Annotated in this window: 22 protein-coding genes and 3 tRNA genes; 14 read left to right on the top strand and 11 right to left on the bottom strand. The window is 73.7% G+C overall.

Features of this window, described 5'->3' with window-relative positions; genetic code table 11:
* The first annotated feature begins 128 nt into the window (after window positions 1–128).
* Both ABWU78_RS02245 and ABWU78_RS02240 read left to right on the top strand, forming a co-directional pair.
* Complete coding sequence (locus ABWU78_RS02245; RefSeq protein ID WP_439157435.1) at window positions 129–4,889, top strand: ExeM/NucH family extracellular endonuclease; 4,761 nt, start codon at window positions 129–131, stop codon at window positions 4,887–4,889.
* Between the two features lie 176 nt (window positions 4,890–5,065).
* Window positions 5,066–5,551 carry a hypothetical protein gene (locus ABWU78_RS02240; protein ID WP_439157434.1) on the top strand — a complete coding sequence of 162 codons (486 nt, stop codon included), beginning with the start codon at window positions 5,066–5,068 and terminating at the stop codon, window positions 5,549–5,551.
* A 32-nt stretch (window positions 5,552–5,583) separates the two neighbouring features.
* On the opposite strand, the gene ABWU78_RS02235 is transcribed toward ABWU78_RS02240, so the two are convergent.
* Genes ABWU78_RS02235 through ABWU78_RS02215 form a run of 5 tightly spaced genes read right to left on the bottom strand, consistent with a single transcriptional unit; the run spans window position 5,584 to window position 10,812 of the window.
* Window positions 5,584–6,906, bottom strand: coding sequence for a hypothetical protein (locus ABWU78_RS02235; RefSeq protein ID WP_439157433.1), 1,323 nt, complete (start codon window positions 6,904–6,906; stop codon window positions 5,584–5,586).
* A gap of 60 nt (window positions 6,907–6,966) precedes the next feature.
* Window positions 6,967–7,998, bottom strand: a complete 1,032-nt coding sequence (locus tag ABWU78_RS02230; protein ID WP_353707506.1) for a sulfate/molybdate ABC transporter ATP-binding protein — start codon at window positions 7,996–7,998, stop codon at window positions 6,967–6,969.
* The gene (locus ABWU78_RS02225) at window positions 7,995–8,855 is read right to left on the bottom strand and encodes a sulfate ABC transporter permease (RefSeq protein ID WP_253055227.1); all 861 of its coding nucleotides are present in this window, start codon (window positions 8,853–8,855) and stop codon (window positions 7,995–7,997) included. Before ABWU78_RS02225 ends, ABWU78_RS02230 begins: the two co-directional genes overlap by 4 nt.
* Window positions 8,848–9,747 (bottom strand): sulfate ABC transporter permease subunit CysT, encoded by a 900-nt coding sequence (gene cysT, locus ABWU78_RS02220; protein ID WP_253055228.1) that lies wholly within the window; start codon window positions 9,745–9,747, stop codon window positions 8,848–8,850. Before cysT ends, ABWU78_RS02225 begins: the two co-directional genes overlap by 8 nt.
* Before the next feature lie 3 nt (window positions 9,748–9,750).
* On the bottom strand, window positions 9,751–10,812 hold the full coding sequence (locus tag ABWU78_RS02215; protein ID WP_253055229.1) for a sulfate ABC transporter substrate-binding protein: 1,062 nt from the start codon (window positions 10,810–10,812) through the stop codon (window positions 9,751–9,753).
* 309 nt (window positions 10,813–11,121) lie between these two features.
* Here ABWU78_RS02215 and purF point away from each other — a divergent pair, with 309 nt between their 5' ends.
* Both purF and purM read left to right on the top strand, forming a co-directional pair.
* A complete protein-coding gene (purF, locus tag ABWU78_RS02210) occupies window positions 11,122–12,669 on the top strand; it encodes an amidophosphoribosyltransferase (RefSeq protein ID WP_253055230.1) in 1,548 nt (515 codons plus the stop codon).
* Window positions 12,670–12,751: 82 nt separating this feature from the next.
* A complete protein-coding gene (gene purM, locus ABWU78_RS02205; protein ID WP_253055231.1) occupies window positions 12,752–13,885 on the top strand; it encodes a phosphoribosylformylglycinamidine cyclo-ligase in 1,134 nt (377 codons plus the stop codon).
* Between the two features lie 279 nt (window positions 13,886–14,164).
* Here purM and ABWU78_RS02200 read toward each other — a convergent pair whose 3' ends face one another.
* On the bottom strand, window positions 14,165–14,374 hold the full coding sequence (locus ABWU78_RS02200; protein ID WP_047231363.1) for a DUF3073 domain-containing protein: 210 nt from the start codon (window positions 14,372–14,374) through the stop codon (window positions 14,165–14,167).
* A 397-nt stretch (window positions 14,375–14,771) separates the two neighbouring features.
* Here ABWU78_RS02200 and ABWU78_RS02195 point away from each other — a divergent pair, with 397 nt between their 5' ends.
* The gene (locus ABWU78_RS02195) at window positions 14,772–14,984 is read left to right on the top strand and encodes a BldC family transcriptional regulator (RefSeq protein ID WP_024839011.1); all 213 of its coding nucleotides are present in this window, start codon (window positions 14,772–14,774) and stop codon (window positions 14,982–14,984) included.
* Between the two features lie 100 nt (window positions 14,985–15,084).
* Here ABWU78_RS02195 and ABWU78_RS02190 read toward each other — a convergent pair whose 3' ends face one another.
* The 5 genes from ABWU78_RS02190 to ABWU78_RS02170 form a co-directional block, all read right to left on the bottom strand.
* Complete coding sequence (locus ABWU78_RS02190) at window positions 15,085–15,393, bottom strand: DUF3618 domain-containing protein (RefSeq protein WP_353707508.1); 309 nt, start codon at window positions 15,391–15,393, stop codon at window positions 15,085–15,087.
* The gene (locus tag ABWU78_RS02185) at window positions 15,390–15,812 is read right to left on the bottom strand and encodes a phage holin family protein (protein ID WP_353707509.1); all 423 of its coding nucleotides are present in this window, start codon (window positions 15,810–15,812) and stop codon (window positions 15,390–15,392) included. Before ABWU78_RS02185 ends, ABWU78_RS02190 begins: the two co-directional genes overlap by 4 nt.
* A 159-nt stretch (window positions 15,813–15,971) precedes the next feature.
* Window positions 15,972–16,044 (bottom strand) — tRNA-Phe (locus tag ABWU78_RS02180).
* Window positions 16,045–16,094: 50 nt separating this feature from the next.
* Window positions 16,095–16,168, bottom strand: a tRNA-Asp gene (locus ABWU78_RS02175).
* A gap of 163 nt (window positions 16,169–16,331) precedes the next feature.
* Window positions 16,332–16,404 (bottom strand) — tRNA-Glu (locus tag ABWU78_RS02170).
* A 186-nt stretch (window positions 16,405–16,590) separates the two neighbouring features.
* Here ABWU78_RS02170 and ABWU78_RS02165 point away from each other — a divergent pair.
* From ABWU78_RS02165 to ABWU78_RS02125, 9 genes are all read left to right on the top strand, one after another.
* Window positions 16,591–16,935 carry a metallopeptidase family protein gene (locus ABWU78_RS02165; RefSeq protein ID WP_170227325.1) on the top strand — a complete coding sequence of 115 codons (345 nt, stop codon included), beginning with the start codon at window positions 16,591–16,593 and terminating at the stop codon, window positions 16,933–16,935.
* 40 nt (window positions 16,936–16,975) lie between these two features.
* Entirely contained in the window at window positions 16,976–17,293 is a 318-nt protein-coding gene (locus ABWU78_RS02160) for an ArsR/SmtB family transcription factor (RefSeq protein WP_204539642.1), read from the top strand.
* Between the two features lie 92 nt (window positions 17,294–17,385).
* A complete protein-coding gene (locus tag ABWU78_RS02155) occupies window positions 17,386–18,309 on the top strand; it encodes a cation diffusion facilitator family transporter (protein WP_353707510.1) in 924 nt (307 codons plus the stop codon).
* A gap of 66 nt (window positions 18,310–18,375) precedes the next feature.
* Window positions 18,376–19,395, top strand: coding sequence for a UDP-glucose 4-epimerase GalE (gene galE / locus ABWU78_RS02150; protein ID WP_439157432.1), 1,020 nt, complete (start codon window positions 18,376–18,378; stop codon window positions 19,393–19,395).
* A gap of 88 nt (window positions 19,396–19,483) precedes the next feature.
* A complete protein-coding gene (locus ABWU78_RS02145) occupies window positions 19,484–20,398 on the top strand; it encodes a phytoene/squalene synthase family protein (RefSeq protein WP_353707511.1) in 915 nt (304 codons plus the stop codon).
* A complete protein-coding gene (gene crtI / locus ABWU78_RS02140; RefSeq protein WP_439157431.1) occupies window positions 20,395–22,071 on the top strand; it encodes a phytoene desaturase family protein in 1,677 nt (558 codons plus the stop codon). Before ABWU78_RS02145 ends, crtI begins: the two co-directional genes overlap by 4 nt.
* Complete coding sequence (locus ABWU78_RS02135; protein WP_253055238.1) at window positions 22,068–22,409, top strand: lycopene cyclase domain-containing protein; 342 nt, start codon at window positions 22,068–22,070, stop codon at window positions 22,407–22,409. Before crtI ends, ABWU78_RS02135 begins: the two co-directional genes overlap by 4 nt.
* A complete protein-coding gene (locus ABWU78_RS02130) occupies window positions 22,406–22,741 on the top strand; it encodes a lycopene cyclase domain-containing protein (protein WP_439157430.1) in 336 nt (111 codons plus the stop codon). Before ABWU78_RS02135 ends, ABWU78_RS02130 begins: the two co-directional genes overlap by 4 nt.
* Window positions 22,738–23,607, top strand: coding sequence for a prenyltransferase (locus ABWU78_RS02125; RefSeq protein ID WP_439157429.1), 870 nt, complete (start codon window positions 22,738–22,740; stop codon window positions 23,605–23,607). Before ABWU78_RS02130 ends, ABWU78_RS02125 begins: the two co-directional genes overlap by 4 nt.
* Window positions 23,608–23,611: the final 4 nt, after the last annotated feature.

Here is a 23,611-nt window from a genome sequence, read left to right as displayed (position 1 = left end):
ACCGCCCGTTCATCCAGGTGGGGTGCGATGTCCTGCGGAGGCAGGGCGTCGACCCGTCCCGAGTCGTGGACTCGATCGATGGACGCGCGACTGCTGCCCGGCCGTCCGCACGAGATGAAGGAGTCAGCGTGACCGACCACCAGCACCTGCGGCGACGGAGGGTGGTGGCGGGCACGTTGACCGTGGCGCTCGCCGCACCGCTGTCCGTCGCCGCGGCCACCGCCGCGAGCGCGGCGCCCGACGGGTCGGGCCTCGTCATCAACGAGGCCTACCTGAGCGGCGGCAGCGCCAACGCCCCCTACACCCACAAGTTCGTCGAGCTGTACAACCCCACGCAGGCGGCGATCGACCTCTCCGGCATGTCGCTCCAGTACCGCTCGGCGACGGGGACGGGCGCCTTCACCGGCGTCACGCCGCTGACGGGGACGGTCGCGCCCGGGGGCTACTTCCTCGTGCAGGGCGGCTCCAACGGCTCGAACGGTGCGGCCCTGCCGACGCCGGACGCGACCGGGGGCCTCAACCCGTCGGGCACGACGGGCACCCTCGCCCTCGTGCGCTCCACGTCGGCGGTCACGCTGCCCGCGGGGAACGCCGCGGGCGCCGCGAACGTCGTGGACCTCGTCGGGTACGGGACGTCGAACACGTTCGAGACCGCCGTGAGCCCCGCGCCGTCGGCCAACAACGTGCCCGCGTCGATCAACCGGACCGGCTTCGCGGACACCGACGACAACAGCAAGGACTTCACGCTCTCCAGCACCGTCACCCCGCAGAACAGCGGCGACGACGGCGGCGGCCCCGGCCCCGAGCCGGGCGAGGTCGTCCCGATCGCGGAGATCCAGGGGACGGGCGCGGCGAGCCCGCTCGTCGGCCAGACCGTCACGACGCGCGGCGTCGTCACCGCCACCTACCCCACCGGCGGCTACGACGGCTTCTACCTGCAGACCGAGGGCACGGGCGGCGACCTCGACGCGTCGCACACGGCGTCGGACGCGATCTTCGTCTACTCCAAGGCCGGTGCCGCGGCCGTGCAGGTCGGCGACCACGTCGAGGTCACGGGCGCGGTGTCCGAGTACTTCACGCTGACCCAGATCACGCCCGCCGCGGGCGGCTGGACGGTCCTCGACGAGGCGGCCGAGGCGGTCAAGCCCGCGAACGTCGCGTTCCCCGCGACCGACGCGGCGCGCGAGGTGCTCGAGGGCATGCTCGTGCAGCCCGCGGGCGACTACGTCGTCGCGGACAACTACGACACGAACTTCTACGGCTCGTTCCTGCTCGCCGCGGGTACGGACCCGTTCGTCCAGCCGACGTCGGCCGGGCGCCCGGGCAGCGCGGAGGCCGCGGCCGCCGTCGCGGACCGCGCGGCGCGGGCCGTCGTGCTCGACGACGGGGCGACGACCAACTTCAACAACACGGCGAACAAGGGCATCCCGCTCCCGTACCTCACGGGCGGGGTGCCGGCGCGCGTCGGCGCGGGCGTGTCCTTCACGACGCCCGTCATCCTCGACTACCGGTTCGACGCGTGGACGTTCCAGCCGCTGACGCAGCTCACCGCCGGTGACGGCGGGAACGCCGCCACCGTGCAGCCGGCCACGTTCGCGAACACGCGCGAGGAGGCCCCGGCCGAGGTCGGGGGCGACCTGTCGGTCGCGACGTTCAACGTGCTCAACTACTTCACGACGACGGGCGACCAGCTCACGGGCTGCACCTACTACACGGACCGCGCCGGCAACCCCATCACGGTCAACCGTGGCTGCGACGCCCGGGGCGCCGCGAACGCGGAGAACCTCGAGCGTCAGGAGACCAAGATCGTCGCGGCGATCGACGCGCTCGACGCCGACGTCGTCGCGCTCATGGAGATCGAGAACTCGACGCCGTTCGGCAAGGACCGCGACCAGGCGCTGTCCGACCTCGTCGACGCGCTCAACGACGCCGCGGGCGCCGACGAGTGGGCGTTCGTGCCGTCGCCGACCGCGCTGCCGGACGACGAGGACGTGATCCGGCTCGCGTACATCTACCAGGTGGACGCGGCCGAGCCGGTCGGGGAGTCGCGGATCCTGCTCGACGACGCGGCCTTCGTCAACGCGCGCGAGCCGCTCGCGCAGGTGTTCCAGCCGGTCGGCGGGATCTCCGAGGGCGACGACGCCGCGAGCGACGACGTGCTCGTCGTCGCGAACCACTTCAAGTCGAAGGGCTCCGGCACGCCCGTGCTGCCGGGCGACGAGGACTCGGGCGACGGCCAGGGCTCGTTCAACGCGTCGCGCGTCGCGCAGGCGACGGCGCTCGTCGGCTTCGCCGAGGACGTCGCGGCGGACGCGGGCACGGACACGATCCTGCTCGCGGGCGACTTCAACTCGTACTCGCAGGAGGACCCGCTCGAGGTCCTCAAGGACGCGGGCTACACGGACCTCGGCGAGACGACCGGCGAGCACACCTACCTGTTCGACGGGTACGTCGGCTCGCTCGACCACGTGTTCGCCTCGGCGGGCGCGGCCAGCGCCGTCACCGGCACGGACGTGTGGAACATCAACTCGGTCGAGCCGATCGCCAACGAGTACAGCCGGTACAACTACAACGCGTCGATCCTCTACGACACGACGCCGTTCCGGTCGTCCGACCACGACCCGGTGCTCGTCGGCCTCCAGCTCGGCGACGCCACGCCGGGCACGACGCAGCTCGACCTGCTGGCGATCAACGACTTCCACGGTCGGATCGACGCCAACACCGTGAAGTTCGCGGGCACGATCGAGCAGCTGCGCGCCGTGAACCCCGACGGGACGGCCTTCGTCTCGGCGGGCGACAACATCGGCGCGTCGCTGTTCGCGTCGGCGCTCCAGCAGGACCAGCCGACGATCGACGTGCTGAACGCGCTCGACCTCGCGGCCTCCGCCGTGGGCAACCACGAGTTCGACCAGGGCTTCGCGGACCTCACGGGCCGTGTCAGCGACGAGGCCGACTGGGCCTACCTGGGCGCGAACGTGTACGACAAGGGCACGACGAACCCGGCGCTGCCGGAGTACCAGGTCGTCGAGATCGACGGGCTCGACGTCGGGTTCGTGGGCGTCGTGACGGAGGAGACCCCGACGCTCGTCACGCCGTCCGGCATCGCGGACCTCGACTTCGGGGACCCGGTCGAGGCGCTCAACCGCGTCACCGCCCAGCTCCAGGACGGCGACCCGGCGAACGGCGAGGCCGACGTGGTCGTGGGTCTCGTCCACGAGGGCGCGTCCGCGGGCACGCCCGACGGCGCGACGCTCGAGGAGGAGGTCGCCGCGGGCGGCGCCTTCGCGGACATCGTCAACGAGACCGACGCGCGCGTCGCGGCGATCTTCACGGGCCACACCCACAAGCAGTACGCGTGGGACGCGCCCGTCCCGGGCGTCCCGGGCAAGACCCGCCCGATCGTCCAGACCGGCAACTACGGCGAGTTCATCGGGCACGTCTCCCTCACCGTGGACACCACGACCCACGAGGTCACGGCGTACACGGCGCAGAACGTGGCCCGCACGACGACGGACGACGCGACGCTCGTCGCGACGTACCCGCGGGTCGCGGCGGTCAAGACGATCGTCGACGCGGCGCTCCAGCAGGCCGAGATCATCGGTGCGCAGCCGATCGGCGAGGTGACCGCTGACATCACGACCGCGTTCGCGGGTGGCTCGTACACGGGTCCCGGCGGGACGTACGTGGGCCCCGGCCCGAACCCGACGTCCGGTCGTGACGACCGCGCGTCGGAGTCGACGCTCGGCAACCTCGTCGCCGACTCGCTCCTCGCGACGCTGTCCGACCCGGCGCGCGGCGGTGCGGACATCGGTGTCGTCAACCCGGGCGGGCTCCGCAGCGAGCTCTTCCACGACGGCGACGGCGTCATCACCTATGCCGAGGCCAACGCGGTGCTCCCGTTCGTCAACAACCTGTGGACCGTGACCCTCACGGGCGAGCAGGTCGTCGAGATGCTCGAGCAGCAGTGGCAGACGAACCTGGACGGCACGCGTCCCTCGCGTCCGTACCTCGCCCTGGGGCTCTCGGACAACGTGTCGTGGACGGCGAGCACCGCCGACCCGCTCGCGACGCCCGGGAGCAACGTCTCGTCCGTGACGATCAACGGCGAGCCGATCGACCTCGCGGGCGAGTACCGCGTGGCGACGTTCTCGTTCCTCGCCACCGGCGGCGACAACTTCCGGGTGTTCACCGAGGGCACGGACCCGCGCGACTCCGGTCTGGTCGACCGGGACGCGTGGATCGCCTACCTGAAGGACAGCTCGCCGGTGTCGCCGTCGTTCGACCGCTCGCGCGTGGTGGTCGACGAGCTGCCCGGCACGGTGACCGCAGGCGACGACGTGAGCGTGGCCCTCTCGCATCTCGACCTCACCTCGCTCGGCTCCCCGCTGAACACCTCGGTGGACGGCTACCTCGTCGCGGCGGACGCCACGTTCGACCCGGCGAACCCGGGCACCCCGGCGGGTACCGCCGCGGTGACGGGCGGGGCGGCCACGCTGACGGCGACGGTCCCGGCCGACGCCGCGGCGGGGGAGTACGACCTGTGGGTCGTCGCGTCGCCGAGCGGCACGACCGCCCGGATCCCGGTCACGGTCGAGGCCGCGGCCCCGACCGTGGTGCTCGAGAACGTCGAGGCCTCTGCCCGCTGCATGGGGAAGTTCGTCCACGTCGCGGTCCGGGCGACCAACGGCGAGGACGTCCCGGTCGAGGTCGTCGTCGAGACGCCCTACGGGTCCAAGCGGTTCCCGAACCTCCAGCCGGGCAAGAACGCGTACCAGTCGTTCAACACCCGGGCCACGTCGGTCGAGGGCGGGACGGTGACCTTCACCGCCACGCTGGACGGCGTGACGCAGGAGTACGAGGTCCCGTTCGAGGGCCAGACCTGCGGCTGACGGTTCGCTGACGCCGTGCGGCGCCGCCGACGAGGCGGCACCGCGTCCCGCGACCCGGGTCCCGTCCGACGGGCCCGGGTCGCGGTGCGTCCGGGCCCGGCGGGCGAGACGTCCGAGCCCGCCCGCCCGTGCGCGGGCGCACGGGGCTCTCAGCAACCGCGGGTAGGGTCGTGGTCGTGAGCCCCGAGCAGTCCCCCGTGCCCGACGCCGACGCCCCCGACGGGTCGGCGGCACCCGACGCGGTGCGCGGCACAGCGCCCGACGTGGAGCCCGACGCAGCGCCGTCGGCGCCCCTGGCGTCCGCAGGTGCCGACGGCGCCGTGCCCGCGGGTGCGGCCGGGACGGGCCGCGCCGAGCGCGAGGCCGAGGCCGAGGACGCGACCGAGGCGGCGGACGAGGTCGAGATCGAAACCGTCGTGGATCCGGCGACGGTCCGCCGCGCGCCGCGCTACGGGGCGTTCTTCACCGTCGGCGTGGTGCTGGGCACGGTGCTCGGCCTCGGGATCGGCGGCGCCTGGCTGCAGTCGCCGGCCGCCGCCCCGGTCTTCAAGCCGGGCGTCTACTTCACCGTCATCGTCGTCACGTGCGCCGCGCTCGGCGCGGCCGTCGCCGGCCTGTGGGCGGTCCTCGCGGACCGGCGGAGCCTGCGCGGGCGTCGCTGAGCGACCTCGCCGGAGCTGACGCCGGCTCGGCGTCAGCCGGGTCCGTCGTCGCCCACGTGCCAGCGCTCGCGCACCAGGGCGCGGTATCGCGCGGCCCTGGTCACACCGACCACCACGACGCACAGCGCCGCGAGGGTCGCGGCGGCCAGGGCCGCCGCCGTGGCGGCGACCGGCACCCCGTCGACCAGGAGCGCGACGCCGCTGCCCGCCAGACCGGCCAGGACGGAGGGCACGAGCATCCCGGAACCGGCCAGGAGCACGAGGGCGACCGTCGTGGACGCCGACCAGGGGGACAGGAGCTCCCGGACGACGTCGTCGGCGGGCGGCGCGGACGGCTCCGGGGAGCGCAGGAGGGCGAGCCCCGCACGGCGCTGGCGTCCCTGTCGTGACACCGGGAGCAGGAGCCACGTCGCGCCGAGGAGGAGCGTCGCCCCGACCAGCGTGCCGCCCACGCCGACGAGGACGTCGATCGACACCTCGCCCACCGGTCCGAAGTGCCGGTCCGGGCTGAACTTGCCCGGGTGCCGCATCCACAGACCGATCAGGAACAGGACGAAGCCGACCATGCCGGCGCCGCCCAGCACCGCGGCCGCCCGGTCGTTCCGGCGCGCGACCCGCCCGTCGGGGCGCGCGGGGGCCGGCGGCCCGAGCGCTGCGCGCCGCCGCCGCTCGGCCTCCTCGGCGTAGCGGACCTCGTTCGGTCCCCACGTCGTCCGCACGACGTCCTGCCAGGCGGACCAGCGCGCGCGCAGCCCGGGCAGGAGCAGCAGGCCGGCCGCGGCCACCACCCCGACGACCGCGGAGACCGCGACGGTCGGCGTGCGCTCCGCGTCGTCACGGTCCATCGCGAAGAGCCCGACCGCCCCGGCGAGGAGCGCGAGCACGAGGTACGTCCAGGCGAGTCCGGCCAGCGCGCCCGCCGGGCTCGACTCCGCCACGCGCTTGCGCACCGAGTGCGGCGGGACGTCGGTGCGGGGGCGGCCCTCGCCCAGCAGGGCGCGGGTGACCGCGAGCGTCGCCGCGGCGTGCACCGGCACGAAGACCGGCACGGCGACCGCGAGGGTCAGGATCCACCAGCCCGTCGTCGAGCGCAGGACCTCGTCGACCTCGTACCGCACGTCGGGGACGAGCTCACCGCCGACGAGCGCGAGACCGAGGAGGACGAGGAAACCGAGGACCACGCCGACGAGGAACGCCCCGCCGCCCGCCGTGAGGGCATCGAGCCGGGCCGGGCCCGCGGCGGCGCGGACCTCCACGAACCGGTAGGCCGCCCGCTCGCGGCGGTGCCGCGGCCGGTCGTCGCGGCCCCGGTCGCCACGGCCTCGGGGGGAGCGGTCGACGCGGGAGGGAGGCACGCGGGCAGGATAGCGAGCGGTGCCCCGTGGTCGGGACAGCCCCGTCGCGGCGGTGCCGGGTCAGCCGGGGACCGGCGCGCCGACCGGCCGGGGAGCGGCGGACGTCGGCGCGCCCTCAGCCGGGGCGAGCCGCACGGCGACCCCCGGCGCGAGACCCAGCGTCCGGGCCTCCGCGCGGGTCACGACGACGGACACCACCTCGTCCGCGGTCGCCACCTCGGCACGCACCTCGAAGCCGACGCGCGTCGTGCGGGTCACGACGCCCGGCACGGGGCCGCCGGGGCGGGAGGGCGCGGCGTCGTCGGCGCTGCCGTCCGGCGTGCCGTCGCCCAGCACCTCGACGTGGACGTCGTGCGGGCGCACGAGGACGCCGCCGAGCCGGGTCACCGGCCCGAGGAAGCCCATGACGAAGTCGTTCGCGGGGCGGTCGTAGAGGTCGTCGGGCGTGCCGACCTGCTCGATGCGGCCCTCGTTGACGACGACGATCTCGTCCGCGACCTCCAGCGCCTCCTCCTGGTCGTGCGTGACGAACACCGTGGTCACGGGGATCTCGTCGTGCAGGCGGCGCAGCCAGTCGCGGAGCTCCTTGCGGACCTTGGCGTCGAGCGCGCCGAACGGCTCGTCGAGCAGCAGCACGCTCGGCCGGATCGCGAGGGCGCGCGCGAGCGCCATGCGCTGTCGCTGCCCGCCCGAGAGCTGCGAGGGCAGGCGGTGCGCGAAGCTCTCCAGGTGCACGAGGCGCAGGAGCTCGTCGACGCGCTCGGCGATCTCGGCCTTCGGGGTGCGGCGGATCTCGAGCCCGAACGCGACGTTCCGCGCGACGCTCAGGTGCTTGAACGCCGCGTAGTGCTGGAAGACGAAGCCCACGTTGCGTCGTCGGGCCGGGAGGTTCGTGGCGTCGCGACCCTCGATCTCGATCTCGCCGGAGTCGGGGACCTCGAGGCCGGCGACGACGCGCAGGAGCGTGGACTTGCCCCCGCCGCTCGGGCCGAGCAGCGCGGTGAGGCGACCGGTCGGCACGGAGACGGAGACGTCGTCGAGCGCGACGAAGTCGCCGAAGGTCTTGCGGACGTTGCGGATCTCGATGCTCATGCGTCGGCCTCCGTGGGGGCGGCGGTTCGGGGGGCGGTGCGGCGGGTGCGGGTGCCGGCGGCGTCGTCGGAACGAAGGAAGGTCACCGCGACGATGCACGCGACGGACACCGACGCGAGCAGGAAGGCGACCGCGTAGGCCGTGCCCTGCTCGAAGTCCTGGTAGCGCTGCTCGACGAGGAGCGTGGAGGTCTGGGTGCGGCCCTCGAAGTTGCCGGACACGACCTTGACGGCGCCGAACTCGCCGAGCGCCCGGGCGAGCGTGAGCACGACGCCGTAGACGACCGCCCACTTGATCGCGGGCAGGGTGATGCGCCGGAAGGTCTGGAACCAGCTCGCCCCGAGGCTCGTCGCGGCGAGCTCCTCGTCCGTGCCGAGCTCCGTGAGGACGGGTACGACCTCCCGGATGACGAGCGGGAGGCACACGAACGCCGTCGCGAGGACGATGCCCGGCGGCGCGAAGATCACCTGGAGCCCGGCGTCCTCGAGCGCTCCGCCGAACCAGCCGTTCTTGCCGTACACGAGGACGAGCGAGAGCCCGACGACGATGGGGGAGACCGACAGCGGGAGGTCGAGCAGGGCGTTGAGGAGGGCCTTGCCGGGGAAGTCGTACCGCACGATGAGCATCGAGATCCCGACGCCGAAGACCGTGTTGATCAGCACGACCTGCACCGCGACGGCGGCGGTGAGCTGGAGGGCGAAGACGACGGACGGGTCGGCGAGCGCGCGCTGGAACGTCTCGAGGCCGTCCGCGAACGCGCCCCGCACGACGAGGGAGACGGGCCACCCGACGAGCAGCACCAGGTAGACGACCACGACGGCGCGCAGCGTGCGCCGTACCCAGGGGGAGCTATCCACGGCGGGCCACCCTTCGCTGGAGGAGCTGGATCGTCGCGATGACGAGGAGGGACACGAGCAGGAGCACCGAGGCCACGGCCGCGGCCTGCTCGGGCTGGCCGTTCTCCAGGTAGGCCAGGATCCGCACGGAGCCGACCTCGGTGCGCATCGGCAGGTTGCCGGAGAGCAGCACGAGCGCGCCGTACTCGCTGATCGCGCGCGCGAACGACAGCGCCGCTCCCGCGGTGATCGCGGGCGCGAGCGCGGGGAGGACCACGCGGCGGAACGTCGTGGACCGCGTCGCGCCGAGGGACGCGGCGGCCTCCTCGACGTCGCGGTCGAGCTCGGCGAGCACGGGCTGCACGCTGCGGACCACGAAGGGCAGCGTGACGAAGAGGAACGCGAGGAAGACGGCGGCGCGCGTGTTCGCGACGTCGATCCCCAACGGCCCCGACGGCCCGTACAGCGCGAGCAGCACGAGGCCGGCGACGATCGTGGGGAGCGCGAACGGGATGTCGATGAGCACCTCGAGGAGCCGCTTGCCGGGGAACCGGTCGCGCACGAGGACCCACGCGATCAGCGTGCCCATGACGACGTTGACGGCGGTCACGGCGAGCGCCTGCGTGACCGTGAGCGTGAGCGCCGCCGCCGTCTGCGGCTGGGTGATCGCGGCGACGAACGCGGGCCACCCGCCGGCGGACGTCTCGACGAGCACCGCGATCAGCGGCACGAGGGCGAGCGCCGAGAACCACACGAGCGCGACGCCGAGGCCGAGCCCCGAGGCCGCGGTCAGGCGGTAGGGGCCGTTGGGCGTCCGACGTGCCCGGCGGACCCGGGGCGGCCGGGACGCGGCCGGGGCCGGGCGGCGCTCGCGCGCCGCCCGGCCCGGTCGTTCAGCGAGGGTCGAGGCCACGGGTCACTGCTTCCCGGTCTCGGCCTGGATCTTCGTCACGAGGCCCTCGTCGCCGAAGAACTTGTCGTTCGTGGCCGACCACCCGCCGAAGTCGTCGGCGATGGTGAGGAGCGTCGGGACGGCCGGGAACGGGTCGCTCGGGTCGTTCGCGCCCTCGACCTCGAAGTCGACGTCGTCGCCGGTCAGGGGCCGGAAGCCCACGTGCGCGAACGCCTCCTGGCCCTCGGGCGTGAGGACGAAGTCGAGGTAGCTCTGCGCCTTGGGGTCGGCGTCGACCGTCACCGCGGCCGGGTTCTCGATGAGGAGCGTCTGGTCGGGGACCACGTAGTCGAACGTCTCGCCGTTCTGCCGCGCGAGGATCGCCTCGTTCTCGTAGGAGAGGAGGACGTCGCCGGTCCCGGACGTGAAGGCGGTCGTCGCGTCGCGGCCGCTCCCCGGGAGCGCGACGGCGTTGGTGAAGAACTTCCGCAGGTACTCCGTCGCGTCCTCCTCGGAGCCGCCGTTCGCGATGACGCTGCCCCAGCCGGCAAGGATGTTCCAGCGCGCCGAGCCCGACGATCCGGGGTTCGGGGTCACGATCTCGACGCCGGGCTGGACGATGTCCTCCCAGCTCTGGATGTTCTTCGGGTTGCCCTCGCGGACCACGAGCACGACGACCGACTGGCTGACGATGCCCTTGTTCTCGCCCGCGTTCCAGTCGTCCGCCACGAGGCCCGCGTCGACGAGGCGCGTCACGTCGCCCTCGAGCGAGAAGTGCACGTAGTCGGCCTTCAGCCCGTCGGCGACGGCGCGGCTCTGGTCGCCGGAGGCGCCGTACGACGTCTCCCACGTGACGCCCTGGCCGTCCTCGGTCTGGCCCCACAGCTCCTGCGCGGCGTCGTTGCCCGCCTTCGGGACGGCGAATCCGACGAGGGAGAGCGTCGTGGGCTCGACGTCGGAGCTCCCGTCGCCGCTCGCGTCGCCGCCGCCCGACCCGTCGACGGCGGTCGGCGCGCAGGCGGTGAGGACCAGGGCGGTGGCTGCCGCGGCAGCCGCGAGGGTGATCGTCGTCCGGAGGCGTCGCATGGTGTCGTCCTTCGTCGGGGTCCCGGGAGACCGGGAGCGGGTGGTCGAGCAGGAGGTCGAGCGGGTGGTCGATCAGGTGACCGAGCGGCACGGCCGGCACGGCCGGTGTGATACTCGACTGCCGCGGTCGAGTAAGTCGAGATTGAAGCGCGCCGTTCCCACGCAGCGAAACCCCTGCCCGACAGGTGGGACGACGTAACGCCACCGTGAACGACGGTCCGTGCGTCGCCGCGCGGCCTGCGCCGCCCAGGTCGTCCGCATGACCTCGCGCTTCGGTCCCGACGCGCCTGCTGTGGGACACTGAGGTACGTGGCCCCCCGCGGAGATGGACTTCTCAACCACGACCTCATGCCCGGCGAGAAAGGCCCCCAGGACGCCTGCGGCGTCTTCGGTGTCTGGGCGCCCGGCGAAGAGGTCGCCAAGCTCGCCTACTTCGGGCTGTACGCGCTGCAGCACCGAGGCCAGGAGTCGGCCGGCATCGCCACCAGCAACGGTGAGCAGATCCTGGTCTACAAGGACATGGGACTCGTCTCCCAGGTGTTCGACGAGACGGCCCTCAACGCCCTGACGGGGCACATCGCCGTCGGGCACTGCCGGTACTCGACCACCGGTGGCGTGACGTGGGAGAACGCCCAGCCGACGCTCGGCGCCACCGCGTCCGGGACCGTCGCGCTCGGGCACAACGGCAACCTCACCAACTCGGCCGAGCTCGTCAACCTCGTCGCGGAGCGCTACGGCAGCCAGCGCCGCGGCGAGCTCGCGCGCGGCAACACCACGGACACCGCGCTCGTCACCGCGCTCCTCGCCGGGGACGCCGACCACACGCTCGAGGCCACGGCGCTCGAGGTGCTCCCGCGGCTGCGCGGTGCGTTCTCGCTCGTCTTCATGGACGAGCGCACCCTCTACGCCGCGCGCGACCCGCAGGGCGTGCGCCCGCTCGTCCTCGGCCGTCTCGAGCGGGGCTGGGTCGTCGCGAGCGAGACGCCGGCGCTCGACATCGTCGGCGCGTCGTTCGTGCGCGAGGTCGAGCCGGGCGAGCTCATCGCGATCGACGCGGACGGCCTGCGCTCGCAGCGCTTCGCGCCGGCCGAGCGTGCGGGCTGCGTCTTCGAGTACGTCTACCTCGCGCGCCCGGACACCTCGATCAACGGCCGCTCGGTGCACGCCGCCCGCGTCGAGATGGGCCGCCAGCTCGCGCGCGAGCACTCCGTCGAGGCCGACCTCGTCATCCCGGTCCCCGAGTCCGGCACGCCCGCGGCGGTCGGCTACGCCGCCGAGTCCGGCATCCCGTTCGGCCAGGGCCTGACCAAGAACGCCTACGTGGGACGCACGTTCATCCAGCCGTCCGACACGCTGCGCCAGCTCGGCATCCGGCTCAAGCTCAACCCGCTGCGCGACGTCATCCGGGGCAAGCGCCTCGTCGTCGTCGACGACTCGATCGTGCGCGGCAACACGCAGCGCGCGCTCATCCGCATGCTGCGCGAGGCCGGCGCGGCCGAGGTGCACGTGCGCATCAGCTCCCCGCCCGTGAAGTGGCCGTGCTTCTACGGCATCGACTTCGCGTCCCGCGCCGAGCTCATCGCGAACGGCCTCTCGCCGGACGAGATCGGGCAGTCGCTCGGCGCCGACAGCCTGGGCTACATCTCGACCGAGGGGATGATCGCGGCGACCGAGCAGCCGTCGTCGCAGCTCTGCACGGCGTGCTTCACGGGGAAGTATCCCATCGAGCTGCCGCCGGACGACCAGCTCGGCAAGCACCTCCTCGAGCAGGCCGAGCTCCCGCTCGGCGCGCCCGAGGACGGGCTGCGCAGCCTGTCGGTGACCGCCGGCGGTGCCGGCGCGCTGCAGCACCCGTGAGACCACCCCTGCGCCCGAACCCGAGACCCCAGCACCCGCACCACCGGCGCGTGCGCCGCACGACCTCCTTGGAGCCGACACCGTGACTGCCGACTCGCCCCAGACGGGCCTCACCTACGCCGCCGCGGGCGTCGACACCGAGGCCGGTGACAAGGCCGTCGAGCTCATGAAGGACGCGGTGCGCCGGACCCACGGGCCGCAGGTCCTCGGCGGCGTCGGCGGCTTCGCGGGGCTCTACGACTTCTCCGAGGTCGCGACGTACCGCCGCCCCCTGCTCGCGACGTCGACCGACGGCGTGGGCACCAAGGTCGCGATCGCCCAGGCGCTCGACGTCCACGACACGATCGGGTTCGACCTCGTCGGCATGGTCGTCGACGACATCGTCGTGGTCGGCGCCAAGCCGCTGTTCATGACGGACTACATCGCGTGCGGCAAGGTCGTGCCCGAGCGCATCGCGGGCATCGTCCGCGGCATCGCGGCGGCCTGCGAGGTCGCGGGCACCGCGCTCGTGGGCGGCGAGACCGCCGAGCACCCGGGTCTTCTCGGCGCGGACGAGTACGACGTCGCCGGCGCGGCGACGGGCGTCGTCGAGGCCGACCGGCTGCTCGGCCCCGAGCGGGTGCGCGAGGGCGACGTGCTCGTCGCCATGGCCTCGTCGGGCCTGCACTCGAACGGCTACTCGCTCGTGCGTGCCGTGCTCAAGCACGCGGGCTGGGGCCTCGAGCGGCACGTCGACGAGCTCGGGCGCACGGTCGGCGAGGAGCTCCTGGAGCCGACGCGCGTCTACGCGAGCGACTGCCTCGCGCTGGCCGCCGACGACGCCGCGCAGGTCCACGCGTTCACGCACGTCACGGGCGGCGGGCTCGCCGCGAACCTCGCGCGCGTCCTGCCCGCCGGGCTCGTCGGGGTCGTGGACCGCGCGAGCTGGGACGTCCCGCCGGTCTTCCGGCTCGTGCGCGAGCTGGGCGGCGTCCCGCGCGGCGATCTCGAGAACACGCTCAACCTCGGCGTCGGCATGGTCGCGGTGGTCGGCGCGGACGGCGTCGACGCCGCGCTCGCTCGCTGCGCCGCGCTCGGCGTCCCCGCGTGGGTGCTCGGCTCGGTCGAGGCCTTTGACCCGGCGGCGGCCCGGGACGTCGCGGACGGCGACCTCGTCGCGGGTACCAAGGGCGTCCAGGCGGGCGCCGTGCGGCTCGTCGGCGACTACCGCGCCTGACCGACGGTGCCCCCGGGCGGGTGGGCTCCTGCCGATCCGCTCGGGGGAGGCCGCTCTCGCGGCGGGCACGACGACGTCAGGGTGCGGCGGCGGTCATGGGTGCCGAGGCCTCGGGGCCAACGGGGCCCGGCGGAGGCCTCGGGCGAACGAGGCGCGGTGGGCCGGTGCACAGGTCACGAACGACCGCGCCGTCGCCTACCGGGGGGGGCAGGCGACGGCGCAGTCGAGGTCGAGACGCTTCCGCGGAAGACCGCGGCGATCAAAGGAGGTCGACGACCGTCAGCGGTCGTCGGACCAGTCGTTGTAGCGCTGGTCGTAGCGCTCGAGGTCGTCCGACGACTCGGCGCCGAAGCGCGAGTCCGTCACGACATCCGTGTGGCTGTGACCGGTGAGCTCTTGCTCGAGCGCACTGTAGTTCGTCTCGGGGCTGTAGTACTTCAGCGCGCGAGCGACCTTGGTCTGCTTTGCCTTCTGACGGCCGCGGCCCATGGCTCCGACCCCCTCAACGTAGAAGCGGGGCGGCTACGTGCTCAGACGTGCGGCCCCGGGGTGTAGTTTCGTCTGTTCAGGGTCCAACGGTACATGCTCGGGGCCTATTCCATCCACTCAGAAGGCCGTGACGGACCGCGGACGTGCCTACCGTCACACACTCTCCACGAGCGGGGGAGCGGGCCCGCCTCAGGCGAGGCCGGGCAGGGCACGGGGAGCACGCCCCGTAAGCCGCACGAGCGCCTATCCGGCCGATACGACCATAGGCGGCCTAATTCACCCGTCCGTCAAGTCGCCCGAAATCCGCATGCTGCGACAATGGAGGGTACTGGCGTCGTGCTGTCGTCGTGATCCGGGGTATCTGCCGGACCAGCGCGTACCAGGAGGAGGTGTCGTGATGTCCATGCACGGAGAGTCCGAGGTTCTGCTCACGCCCGCCGAGGTCGCCAGCCTGTTTCGCGTCGATCCCAAGACGGTCACCCGGTGGGCGAAGGCGGGCAAGCTCTCGTCGATCCGCACGCTCGGGGGGCACCGCCGCTACCGCGAGTCCGAGGTCCGGGCGCTGCTCGGCGCCGCCAGCGAGCCCGCGGAGGGCACCGACAAGTCCTGAGCCGACCGCGCGCCGCGCCGCCGGCACGGTCGGCGCGTCGGATCGGCAGGCAGAAAAAACGCCCCGGCGAGAACGCACCGGGGCGAGCGCTCGTCGGAGACTACGAGCGCCGGCGCAGGATCGCCGCCGTGACGAGCGCGACGCCGGCCACCACGGCACCCAGCAGCAGCTTGACGTTGCGCGACCGGTCGGGGTCCTCCTCCGGCAACCCGCCACCGGTGAGGAACGCGCGCGTGTCCGAGGCCGCCTGCTTCGCCTGCTGCGCCGCGGCCTTCGCCTGGACGCGCGGGTCCAGGCGGGTCGTGAGCTCGTCGATCGTCCCCGCGAGCTCGGCGCGCGTGCGCGCGATCTCGTCCTCGAGCTGGGACTGGGACAGCGGGGGCACCGGGGCCCCGTCGGTTCCGCTCACGGGCGCAGTCCTTCCTTGATCGTCGCGACGTCTTCCTTGATGCTGTCGACCGCCCCGGTCGGGCTCGGCGGGACGCCGCGCTGGAGCTGCTTGACGCCGACGAACGCGAGCGTACCGGCGACGAGCACGAGGGCCAGGCCGACGATCAGCGCGGCGAGCCACAGCGGCATCACGGTCGCGAGCCCCTCCATGGCGGAGTGGAAGAGGAAGCCCAGCCCGTAGAGGACGAGCACCCCGCCCACGACGAGCAGGCCGATGCCGATGCCGGCGTGCTTGGCCTTCGTCGTGAGCTCGGCCTTCGCGAGCGCGATCTCGGACCGGACGAGGCGGGTCGCCTGCTCGGACAGCCGCTCGACGAGCTGCCCGACCGTCGGCTTCTGCTCCTCGGGCGGGATGCGCCCGTCGATCCAGTCGCTCATCTCTCCGCCTTTCCGCAGGTGACCCCACCACTCAACCGGCACCCGGGGCGGTGCGCAACTCCCCGCGGGCCTGGGAGGTGCCGGAGAGGGAGGGCCGGACGGCACCGCCGCCGCGACGAGAAAGACCCCCGCCCGGATCCCGGGCGGGGGTCTCTTCGGTGGCTCCGACCGGCGTCGATCCGGTGACCTTTCGATTTTCAGTCGAACGCTCTACCAACTGAGCTACAGAGCCATGGGGGAAGAGCCCGGCCGGCCGATGCCGACCGGGCTCTTCGCCTCACGCGACCCTGACGGGACTTGAACCCGCGACCTCCGCCGTGACAGGGCGGCGCGCTAACCAACTGCGCTACAGGGCCTTGCTGTTCTTCGCGAGACACACCTTAACACCAGGGGACCCGGTGATTTTCACCAGTGAACCTGGTGGTGTGGTGGCCCGCTTTCGAACCGAGAGGATCGTACCGTACCGATGAGCCGATCCGTAAATCCGCTGGTGGCCACCGGTCCCGGTGCGATCTCGCGTACCCCCAACGGGATTCGAACCCGTGCTACCGCCGTGAAAGGGCGGGGTCCTAGGCCGCTAGACGATGGGGGCTCAGGAACGTGCGCCAGTGTACAGCGGCGGGACCGTGACCTCCTGGTCGGGTCGTGGTCGACCCGTGGTCGCCTCCTCGGCCGGGCCTGCCCGCGGACGGTGCCGCGGGACGGTGCAGCGGGACGGTGCAGCGGGACGACGCCACGGGCGGTGCCCGCGACGGGGGAGGATGGTCGCGTGGTGGAGATGACGCGGGCCGAGTTCGAGGACGCCGTGCGCGACGGGCTGGACCTGGTCCCCGAGGACCTCGCGGCGCAGATGGACAACGTGGTGGTGCTCGTCGAGGACGACGCGCCCGCCGACGACCCCGACCTCCTCGGGCTCTACGAGGGCGTCCCCCTCACCGAGCGGGACCACATGTGGGCGGCGGGGGCGCTGCCCGACCGCATCACGATCTTCCGCAACCCCACCCTCGCGATCTGCGAGACGCGCGAGGACGTGGTGGAGGAGGTCGCGGTGACGGTCGTCCACGAGATCGCGCACCACTTCGGCATCGACGACGACCGCCTGCACGAGCTCGGCTGGGACTGAGGTCGCACGGCGCGGGGGCGCCGATCGCTACGATCGGCTGGTGACGACGAGCGCCGCGAGCGACCCCCGGCACGACGGCGCGCACGACCACGAGGCGGTCGCGCGCCTGCTCCACGCGCTCGCGGACCCGAGCCGGCTCGCCATCGTGCACCTGCTCACCGGCGCGGAGCGGCGCGTCGTCGACCTCACGCGCGAGCTGGGGCTCGCGCAGTCCACGGTCTCCGCGCACCTGACCACCCTGCGCGACGTCGGGGTCGTGGCGGTCCGCCGCGAGGGGCGCTCGTCCTGGTACCGGCTCGTGCGGCCCGAGGTGGCGCACCTGCTCGCCGACGCGGAGCACGTCGCGCTCGCTCCCTGACCCCGCGCGGTGACGCGCCTCACGGCGCAGCCGGTCTGGTATTCATCGTCGATCACCGATATCATCGGTAACTGACGATGAATGGAGGGTTCATGGGAGCCGGACACGACCACGGCGCGGGGGGTGCCGCGCCCGACCACCGCGCGCGGCTCGCGGTCGCCTTCGGGATCACCGCGACGATCCTCGTCGCGCAGGCCGTCGGCGCGGTCCTCACGGGGAGCCTCGCGCTCCTCACGGACACGGCGCACATGCTCACCGACGCGACGGGGCTGGCCGTGGCGCTCGTCGCGGCGTCGCTCGTGCTGCGGCCCGCGACCAAGCGCCGGACCTGGGGATTCCGCCGCGTCGAGGTGCTCGCCGCCCTCGCGCAGGCGGCGCTCCTCCTCGCGGTCGGCGCGTACGCCGTCGTCGAGGGCGTCCGACGGCTGTTCTCGCCGCCGGAGGTCCCCTCGTCCGAGCTGCTGGTCTTCGGGATCGTCGGCCTCGTCGGCAACGTCGTCGCGATCGCCGTCCTCGCGTCCGGGCGCCGCGCCAACCTCAACCTGCGCGCGGCGTTCCTGGAGGTCGTCAACGACGCCCTGGGGTCGGTCGGGGTGATCGTGGCCGCCGTCGTCATCGCGACGACCGGGTACCAGCAGGCCGACGCGATCGCCGGGCTCTTCATCGCGCTGCTCATCGTCCCGCGCGCCTTCCGCCTCCTGCGCGAGGCGACGGCCGTGCTCATGGAGTTCACGCCGGAGGGGCTGGACCTCGACGACGTCCGGGCGCACATCCTCTCGCTCGACCACGTCGAGGACGTGCACGACCTCCACGCGTCGACCGTCGCGACAGGGCTGCCGACCATCTCCGCGCACGTCGTCGTCGACGCCGCGTGCTTCCGGGACGGTCACGCGCTCGAGATCACGGAGCGCGTCCGTGCGTGCGTCGCGCACCACTTCCCGGTCTCCGTCGAGCACTCGACGTTCCAGCTCGAGACGGCGGCCCTGCGCGACCGCGAGGCCCACGGCCACGCGTAGGGCGGCGGCCACCACGGGTCCGGCAGCTCGGCGGGGGAGCGGGGCGGCCCCACTAGGGTGGGTGCCATGACGATCCTCGTGACCGGCGGAGCCGGGTACATCGGCGCGCACGTGGTGCGCCTCCTGCAGGAGCGCGGCGAGAAGGTGGTCGTGGTCGACGACCTCAGCACCGGTCGCGCGGACCGTGTCGGCGACGCGACGCTCGTCGAGGTCGACGTCGCGTCCCCGGAGGCGGTGGACGTGCTGACGCGCGCCCTCACCGAGCACGACGTCCGCGCGGTGATCCACTTCGCGGCGCGCAAGCAGGTGGGGGAGTCGGTCGAGAAGCCGGCCTGGTACTACCAGCAGAACGTCGGCGGGTTCACGAACCTCGTGACCGCGATGCAGGCGGCCGGCGTCGACCGCCTCGTGTTCTCGTCCTCGGCGGCGACGTACGGGATGCCCTCGGTCTCGCTCGTCGAGGAGAAGCTGCACGCCGAGCCGATCAACCCCTACGGCGAGACCAAGCTCGTCGGCGAGTGGCTGGGTCGCGCGGCCGGCCGCGCCTGGGGCCTGCGGTTCGTCGCGCTGCGCTACTTCAACGTCGCCGGCGCCGGCTGGCCCGACCTCGGCGACCCCGCCGTGCTCAACCTCGTCCCCATGGTGCTCGACCGCCTGGAGCGCGGCGAGCAGCCCAAGATCTTCGGCGACGACTACCCGACGCCGGACGGCACGTGCATCCGTGACTACATCCACGTCCTGGACCTCGCGCACGCGCACCTCGCGGCGCTCGGGTACCTCGACGTCGCGGAGCGCCCCTTCGACGTGTTCAACGTCGGGACGGGGCAGGGGTCGTCGGTGCGCGAGGTCATCGACGAGATCGGGCGCGTGAGCGGGCTCGACGTCACGCCGGAGGTCCTGCCGCGGCGCGCGGGCGACCCGCCGCAGCTCGTCGGCGACCCGCGCCGGATCAACGAGCTCTTCGGCTGGACGGCGACGAACGGGCTGCCCGAGATCATCGCGTCGGCGTGGGAGGCCTGGCAGGCGGGCCCGCGGCGCATCGAGGTCGCGGCGCGCGACGCGGCGGAGGGCGCTCCCGAGGTGTGAGTCTGCGCGTCCCGTGCGACCCTACATTCCTCAGCATGCTGAGGAATGTCCGGGGAGGGGCCCCGGCGACGGGAGACGGGACGAGGACGTGGGCGACCAGAACGACCCGGCACGGCTGTACGACCTGACCGCCGCGCGCACGAGCCGGGTCGTGCTCGCGTCCTACTCGACCTCGTTCGGGCTGGGCGCGCGCCTGCTCGACGTCCCGACGCGCGACGGGATCGACGCCGTCTACGGACTCGTCCGCATCGCCGACGAGGTCGTGGACACGCGCCGCGGCGACGGTGCGGCCGACCTCCTCGACGAGCTGGAGGCGGAGACGGCGAAGGCGCTCGACCGCGGGTGGTCGACGAACCTCGTCGTGCACTCGTTCGCCCTGACCGCTCGCCGGTGCGGCATCGGCCACGGCGAGGTCGACCCCTTCTTCGCGTCGATGCGCACCGACCTCACGGTGCGCGTGCATGACCGCGAGAGCTACGAGCGGTACGTGTACGGCTCGGCGGAGGTCGTCGGCCTCATGTGCCTCGCGGTCTTCCTCAACGCGCGCCGTCGCCCCGGGGAGCCCCTGCGGGTCGCGGACCCGGTCCTCGTCCGCGGGGCACGTGCGCTCGGCGCCGCGTTCCAGAAGATCAACTTCCTGCGCGACCTGCGCACCGACCACGACGAGCTCGGGCGCGCCTACCTGCCCGGCGTCGTCCCGGGCCGGTTGCGCCGTCGCGACGTCGAGGCGTTCTGCCGGGAGGTCGAGGGGGACCTCGCGGCGGCGCGGGCGGCGCTCCCGGGGCTCCCGGTGCGACCCCGCGTCGCGGTCGCCGCGACCGTCGCCGTGTACGAGCGGCTGCTCGCCCGGCTCGCGGCGACGCCGCCCGAGGACATCCTGCGGGCGCGCGTGCGCGTCCCCGACACCGTGAAGGTCGCGCTGGCCGCGCGGGCGGCGGGCGGCCAGCTCCTCGGGCAGATGGCGTCGGGCCGACCCGCGCGCCCGCGGAAGGTGCTCGCGTGAGGGCACCGCGCGTCGTCGTGGTCGGAGGCGGGATCTCCGGGCTCGCCACCGCGGCGCTGCTCGCGCGCGGGGGCGCGGCCGTCACGCTGCTGGAGCGCCACGCGGACCTGGGCGGCCGAGCCGGCACGCTCGAGCTGGACGGGTTCCGCTTCGACACCGGGCCGTCCTGGTACTTCATGCCGGAGGTGGTCGAGCACTTCTTCGCGCTCCTCGGCGCGCGCGTCGAGGACCACCTCGACCTCGTGCCGCTCGACCCGGCCTACCGCGTGTTCTTCGAGCCCGACGCACCGGGCGGCGCGGCGTCCACGTTCGAGCTCTCGGCGAGCCCGGGCGTGAACCGCGCCCGGCTCGACGCGATCGAGCCCGGGGCCGGCGACCGCGTGGCCGCGTACGCGGCCGCGGCGAGCGAGGCCTACGGGCTCGCGCTCGACCACTTCCTCTACACCACGTTCGAGCGGCCCGACCGCGCGCTCGCGCCGGAGGTGCTGCGCCGTCTCCCGCGCCTCGCCGCGCTGCTGCGCGAGCCGCTCGCCGACCGTGCCGCGCGCGCGGTGGAGGACCCGCGGCTCCGCCAGCTCCTGGGGTACCACGCCGTCTTCCTCGGCTCCTCGCCCTACCGCGCGCCCGCGCTGTACTCCCTCATGAGCCACCTCGACCTCGTCGACGGCGTCCGGTACCCCCGCGGCGGGATGCACACGCTGATCGAGGCCGTGGCGCGGCTCGCGCGCGCGGAGGGGGCCGAGCTCCGGACCGGCGCGGACGTCGCCGGGATCGAGGTGGCCCCCGGTGCCCGACGGCGCGGGCGCGTCACGGGCGTCCACCTCGCCTCGGGCGAGCTCGTCGAGGCGGACCTCGTCGTGTCGGCCGCCGACCGGCACCACACGGAGACCGCGCTCCTCGCCCCGCGGTGGGCGGACCTGCCCGCCGCGGCGTGGGACGACAAGGGGCCGGGGATCTCGGCCCTGCTCGTGCTCGCGGGAGTGCGGGGCGCGCTGCCCGAGCTCGCGCACCACTCCCTCTTCTTCACGCGCGACTGGCCCGCGAACTTCGACGCCGTGCTCGGCGCCGACCGGCGCAGCGACCCCGCGGGGCTGCGCGTCCCCGACCCCGCCTCCCTCTACGTGTCGCGCACCTCCGCGACCGACGGGCCGTCGTCGTCCGCGCCCGCGGCCCCGCCCGGGCACGAGAACCTCTTCCTCCTCGTCCCGTTCCCCGCCGACCCGACGCTCGGCGCCGACGCCGCGTCGCGCCGCGCGCTCGACGCGCTCGCGGACCGCTACCTCGCGCAGGTCGGGCGCTGGGCCGGGATCGAGGACCTCCCGGGTCGGGTCGTCACGCGGCGCGTGCTCGGGCCCGCCCACTTCGCGACCGAGCTCTCGTCGTGGCGCGGCGGCGCGCTCGGCATGGAGCACACCCTCCGGCAGTCGGCTCTGTGGCGGCCCGGCACGGCGGCCCGCCGTGTCGACGGGCTCTACCACGCCGGGGGTGGGAGCATCCCGGGCGTGGGACTGCCGATGTGCCTCATCAGCGCCGAGCTCGTCGCGAAGCGCCTGCTCGGCGAGACGTCGGCACGCCCGCTGCCGACGCCGTTGCGCCCCGGCTACCTCGCGGCGAGCCGTCGGCCCGAGCGGATCCGGCCGTCGGGTGCGCGACCGGTCGAGGTCCGCCGGTGACGGGTCTGGTCTACCTCGGCGCGCTCGCGGTCTCGCTCGGCGGCCTCGCCGTGCTCGACCGGCGCTTCCGCCTCGCGTTCTGGGCGGAGCGGCGCCGTGCCGCGCTCACGGTCGGTCTCGGCGTCGTCGGCTTCCTCGCGTGGGACGTCGCGGGCCTCGCGCTCGGGATCTTCGCGCGCGGGGAGAGCCCGTGGATGACGGGGCTCCTGCTCGCGCCCGACCTCCCCGTCGAGGAGGCGGTCTTCCTGACGCTCCTGTGCTACACCGCGCTGCTGGGCTGGCGCGGCGCGGAGCGCGTGCTCGCCGCGCGACGGAGCCGGGCGGAGGGCGACGCGTGACGAACCTCGTGCTCAACGTCGTCGTCCTCGCGGTGCTCGTCGCGGTGTCGTGGCGCGTGCTGCGCCGGCTGCGACCCGGGCCGCTCGTGTGGACGGCCGTCGTGATGTGCGTGCTCACCCTCGTGTTCGACACGCTGATGATCGCCGCCGACCTGTACGTCTACCACCCGGACAAGATCCTCGGTATCTACCTGTGGGGGGCGCCGCTCGAGGACTTCGCGTACGCGTTCGCCGCCGCGCTCGGGATGCCGGTGCTGTGGACGGTGCTCGGAGCCCGCGGTCGCGAGCGCACCGGGTCCGAGCACGGTCGTGCCGCGGAGGACGAGCGGTGAAGGACGTGCTCGCCGCGTCGCGGCCCTTCTCCTGGATCAACACCGCGTACCCCTTCGCCGCGGGGTACCTCGTGGCGACCGGCGGGCGCGTCGACCTCGCGCTCGTGGTCGGGACGCTGTACTTCCTCGTCCCGTACAACCTGCTCATGTACGGCGTGAACGACGTCTTCGACTACGCGAGCGACCTGCGCAACCCGCGCAAGGGCGGGATCGAGGGCGCGCTGGCCGACCCGGCGACGGCCCGCGTCACGCACCGCCGCATCCTGCGCGCGTGCGTCGCGACCAACGTGCCGTTCCTCGTCGCGCTCCTGCTCCTCGGCGACCCGCTCGCGGGCGCGGTCCTCGCGCTCGTGGTGTTCGGCGTCGTCGCGTACTCGGCGCCGCGGCTGCGGTTCAAGGAGCGCCCGTTCCTCGACTCGTTCACGTCGGCGATGCACTTCGTCGGGCCGTTGCTGTACGCGCTCGTGCTCGTCGACGCGGACCTCTCCGCGCGGTCCGTCTGGCCCGTGCTCGTCGGCTTCGTGCTCTGGGGCATGGCGTCGCACGCGTTCGGCGCGGTGCAGGACGTGCGCGCGGACCGCGAGGGCGGCATCGCGTCCGTCGCGACGGCGATCGGCGCGCACGCGACCGTGCTCGCCGCCGCGGCGGCGTACGTCGCGGCGGCCGTCGTGCTCGCGGTGCTCCCGTGGCCCGGCGTCCTCGCCGCGCTGCTCCCGCTGCCGTACGCCGTCAACGTGCTGCGGTTCCGCGACGTGCGCGACGACGACTGCGAGCGCGCCAACGCGGGCTGGCGCGCGTTCCTGTGGCTCAACCTCGTCACCGGGTTCCTCGTGACGATGCTGCTCCTCGCGGACGCCCTCACCTGACGCG

Origin of the sequence: Cellulosimicrobium sp. CpK407, from assembly GCF_051844275.1 — a bacterium.
Classification (GTDB): Bacteria; Actinomycetota; Actinomycetes; order Actinomycetales; family Cellulomonadaceae; genus Cellulosimicrobium; species Cellulosimicrobium cellulans_G.
This window is presented reverse-complemented; position numbering and strand designations above follow the sequence as displayed.

Coding starts and splice junctions, on each gene's coding strand:
- ABWU78_RS02230 (WP_353707506.1), bottom strand. CDS start 7,998: ATGAGCATCGAGATCCGCAACGTCCGCAAGACCTTCGGCGACTTCGTC.
- ABWU78_RS02215 (WP_253055229.1), bottom strand. CDS start 10,812: ATGCGACGCCTCCGGACGACGATCACCCTCGCGGCTGCCGCGGCAGCC.
- ABWU78_RS02195 (WP_024839011.1), top strand. CDS start 14,772: ATGTCCATGCACGGAGAGTCCGAGGTTCTGCTCACGCCCGCCGAGGTC.
- ABWU78_RS02155 (WP_353707510.1), top strand. CDS start 17,386: ATGGGAGCCGGACACGACCACGGCGCGGGGGGTGCCGCGCCCGACCAC.
- galE (WP_439157432.1), top strand. CDS start 18,376: ATGACGATCCTCGTGACCGGCGGAGCCGGGTACATCGGCGCGCACGTG.
- ABWU78_RS02200 (WP_047231363.1), bottom strand. CDS start 14,374: ATGGGCCGCGGCCGTCAGAAGGCAAAGCAGACCAAGGTCGCTCGCGCG.
- ABWU78_RS02165 (WP_170227325.1), top strand. CDS start 16,591: ATGACGCGGGCCGAGTTCGAGGACGCCGTGCGCGACGGGCTGGACCTG.
- ABWU78_RS02185 (WP_353707509.1), bottom strand. CDS start 15,812: ATGAGCGACTGGATCGACGGGCGCATCCCGCCCGAGGAGCAGAAGCCG.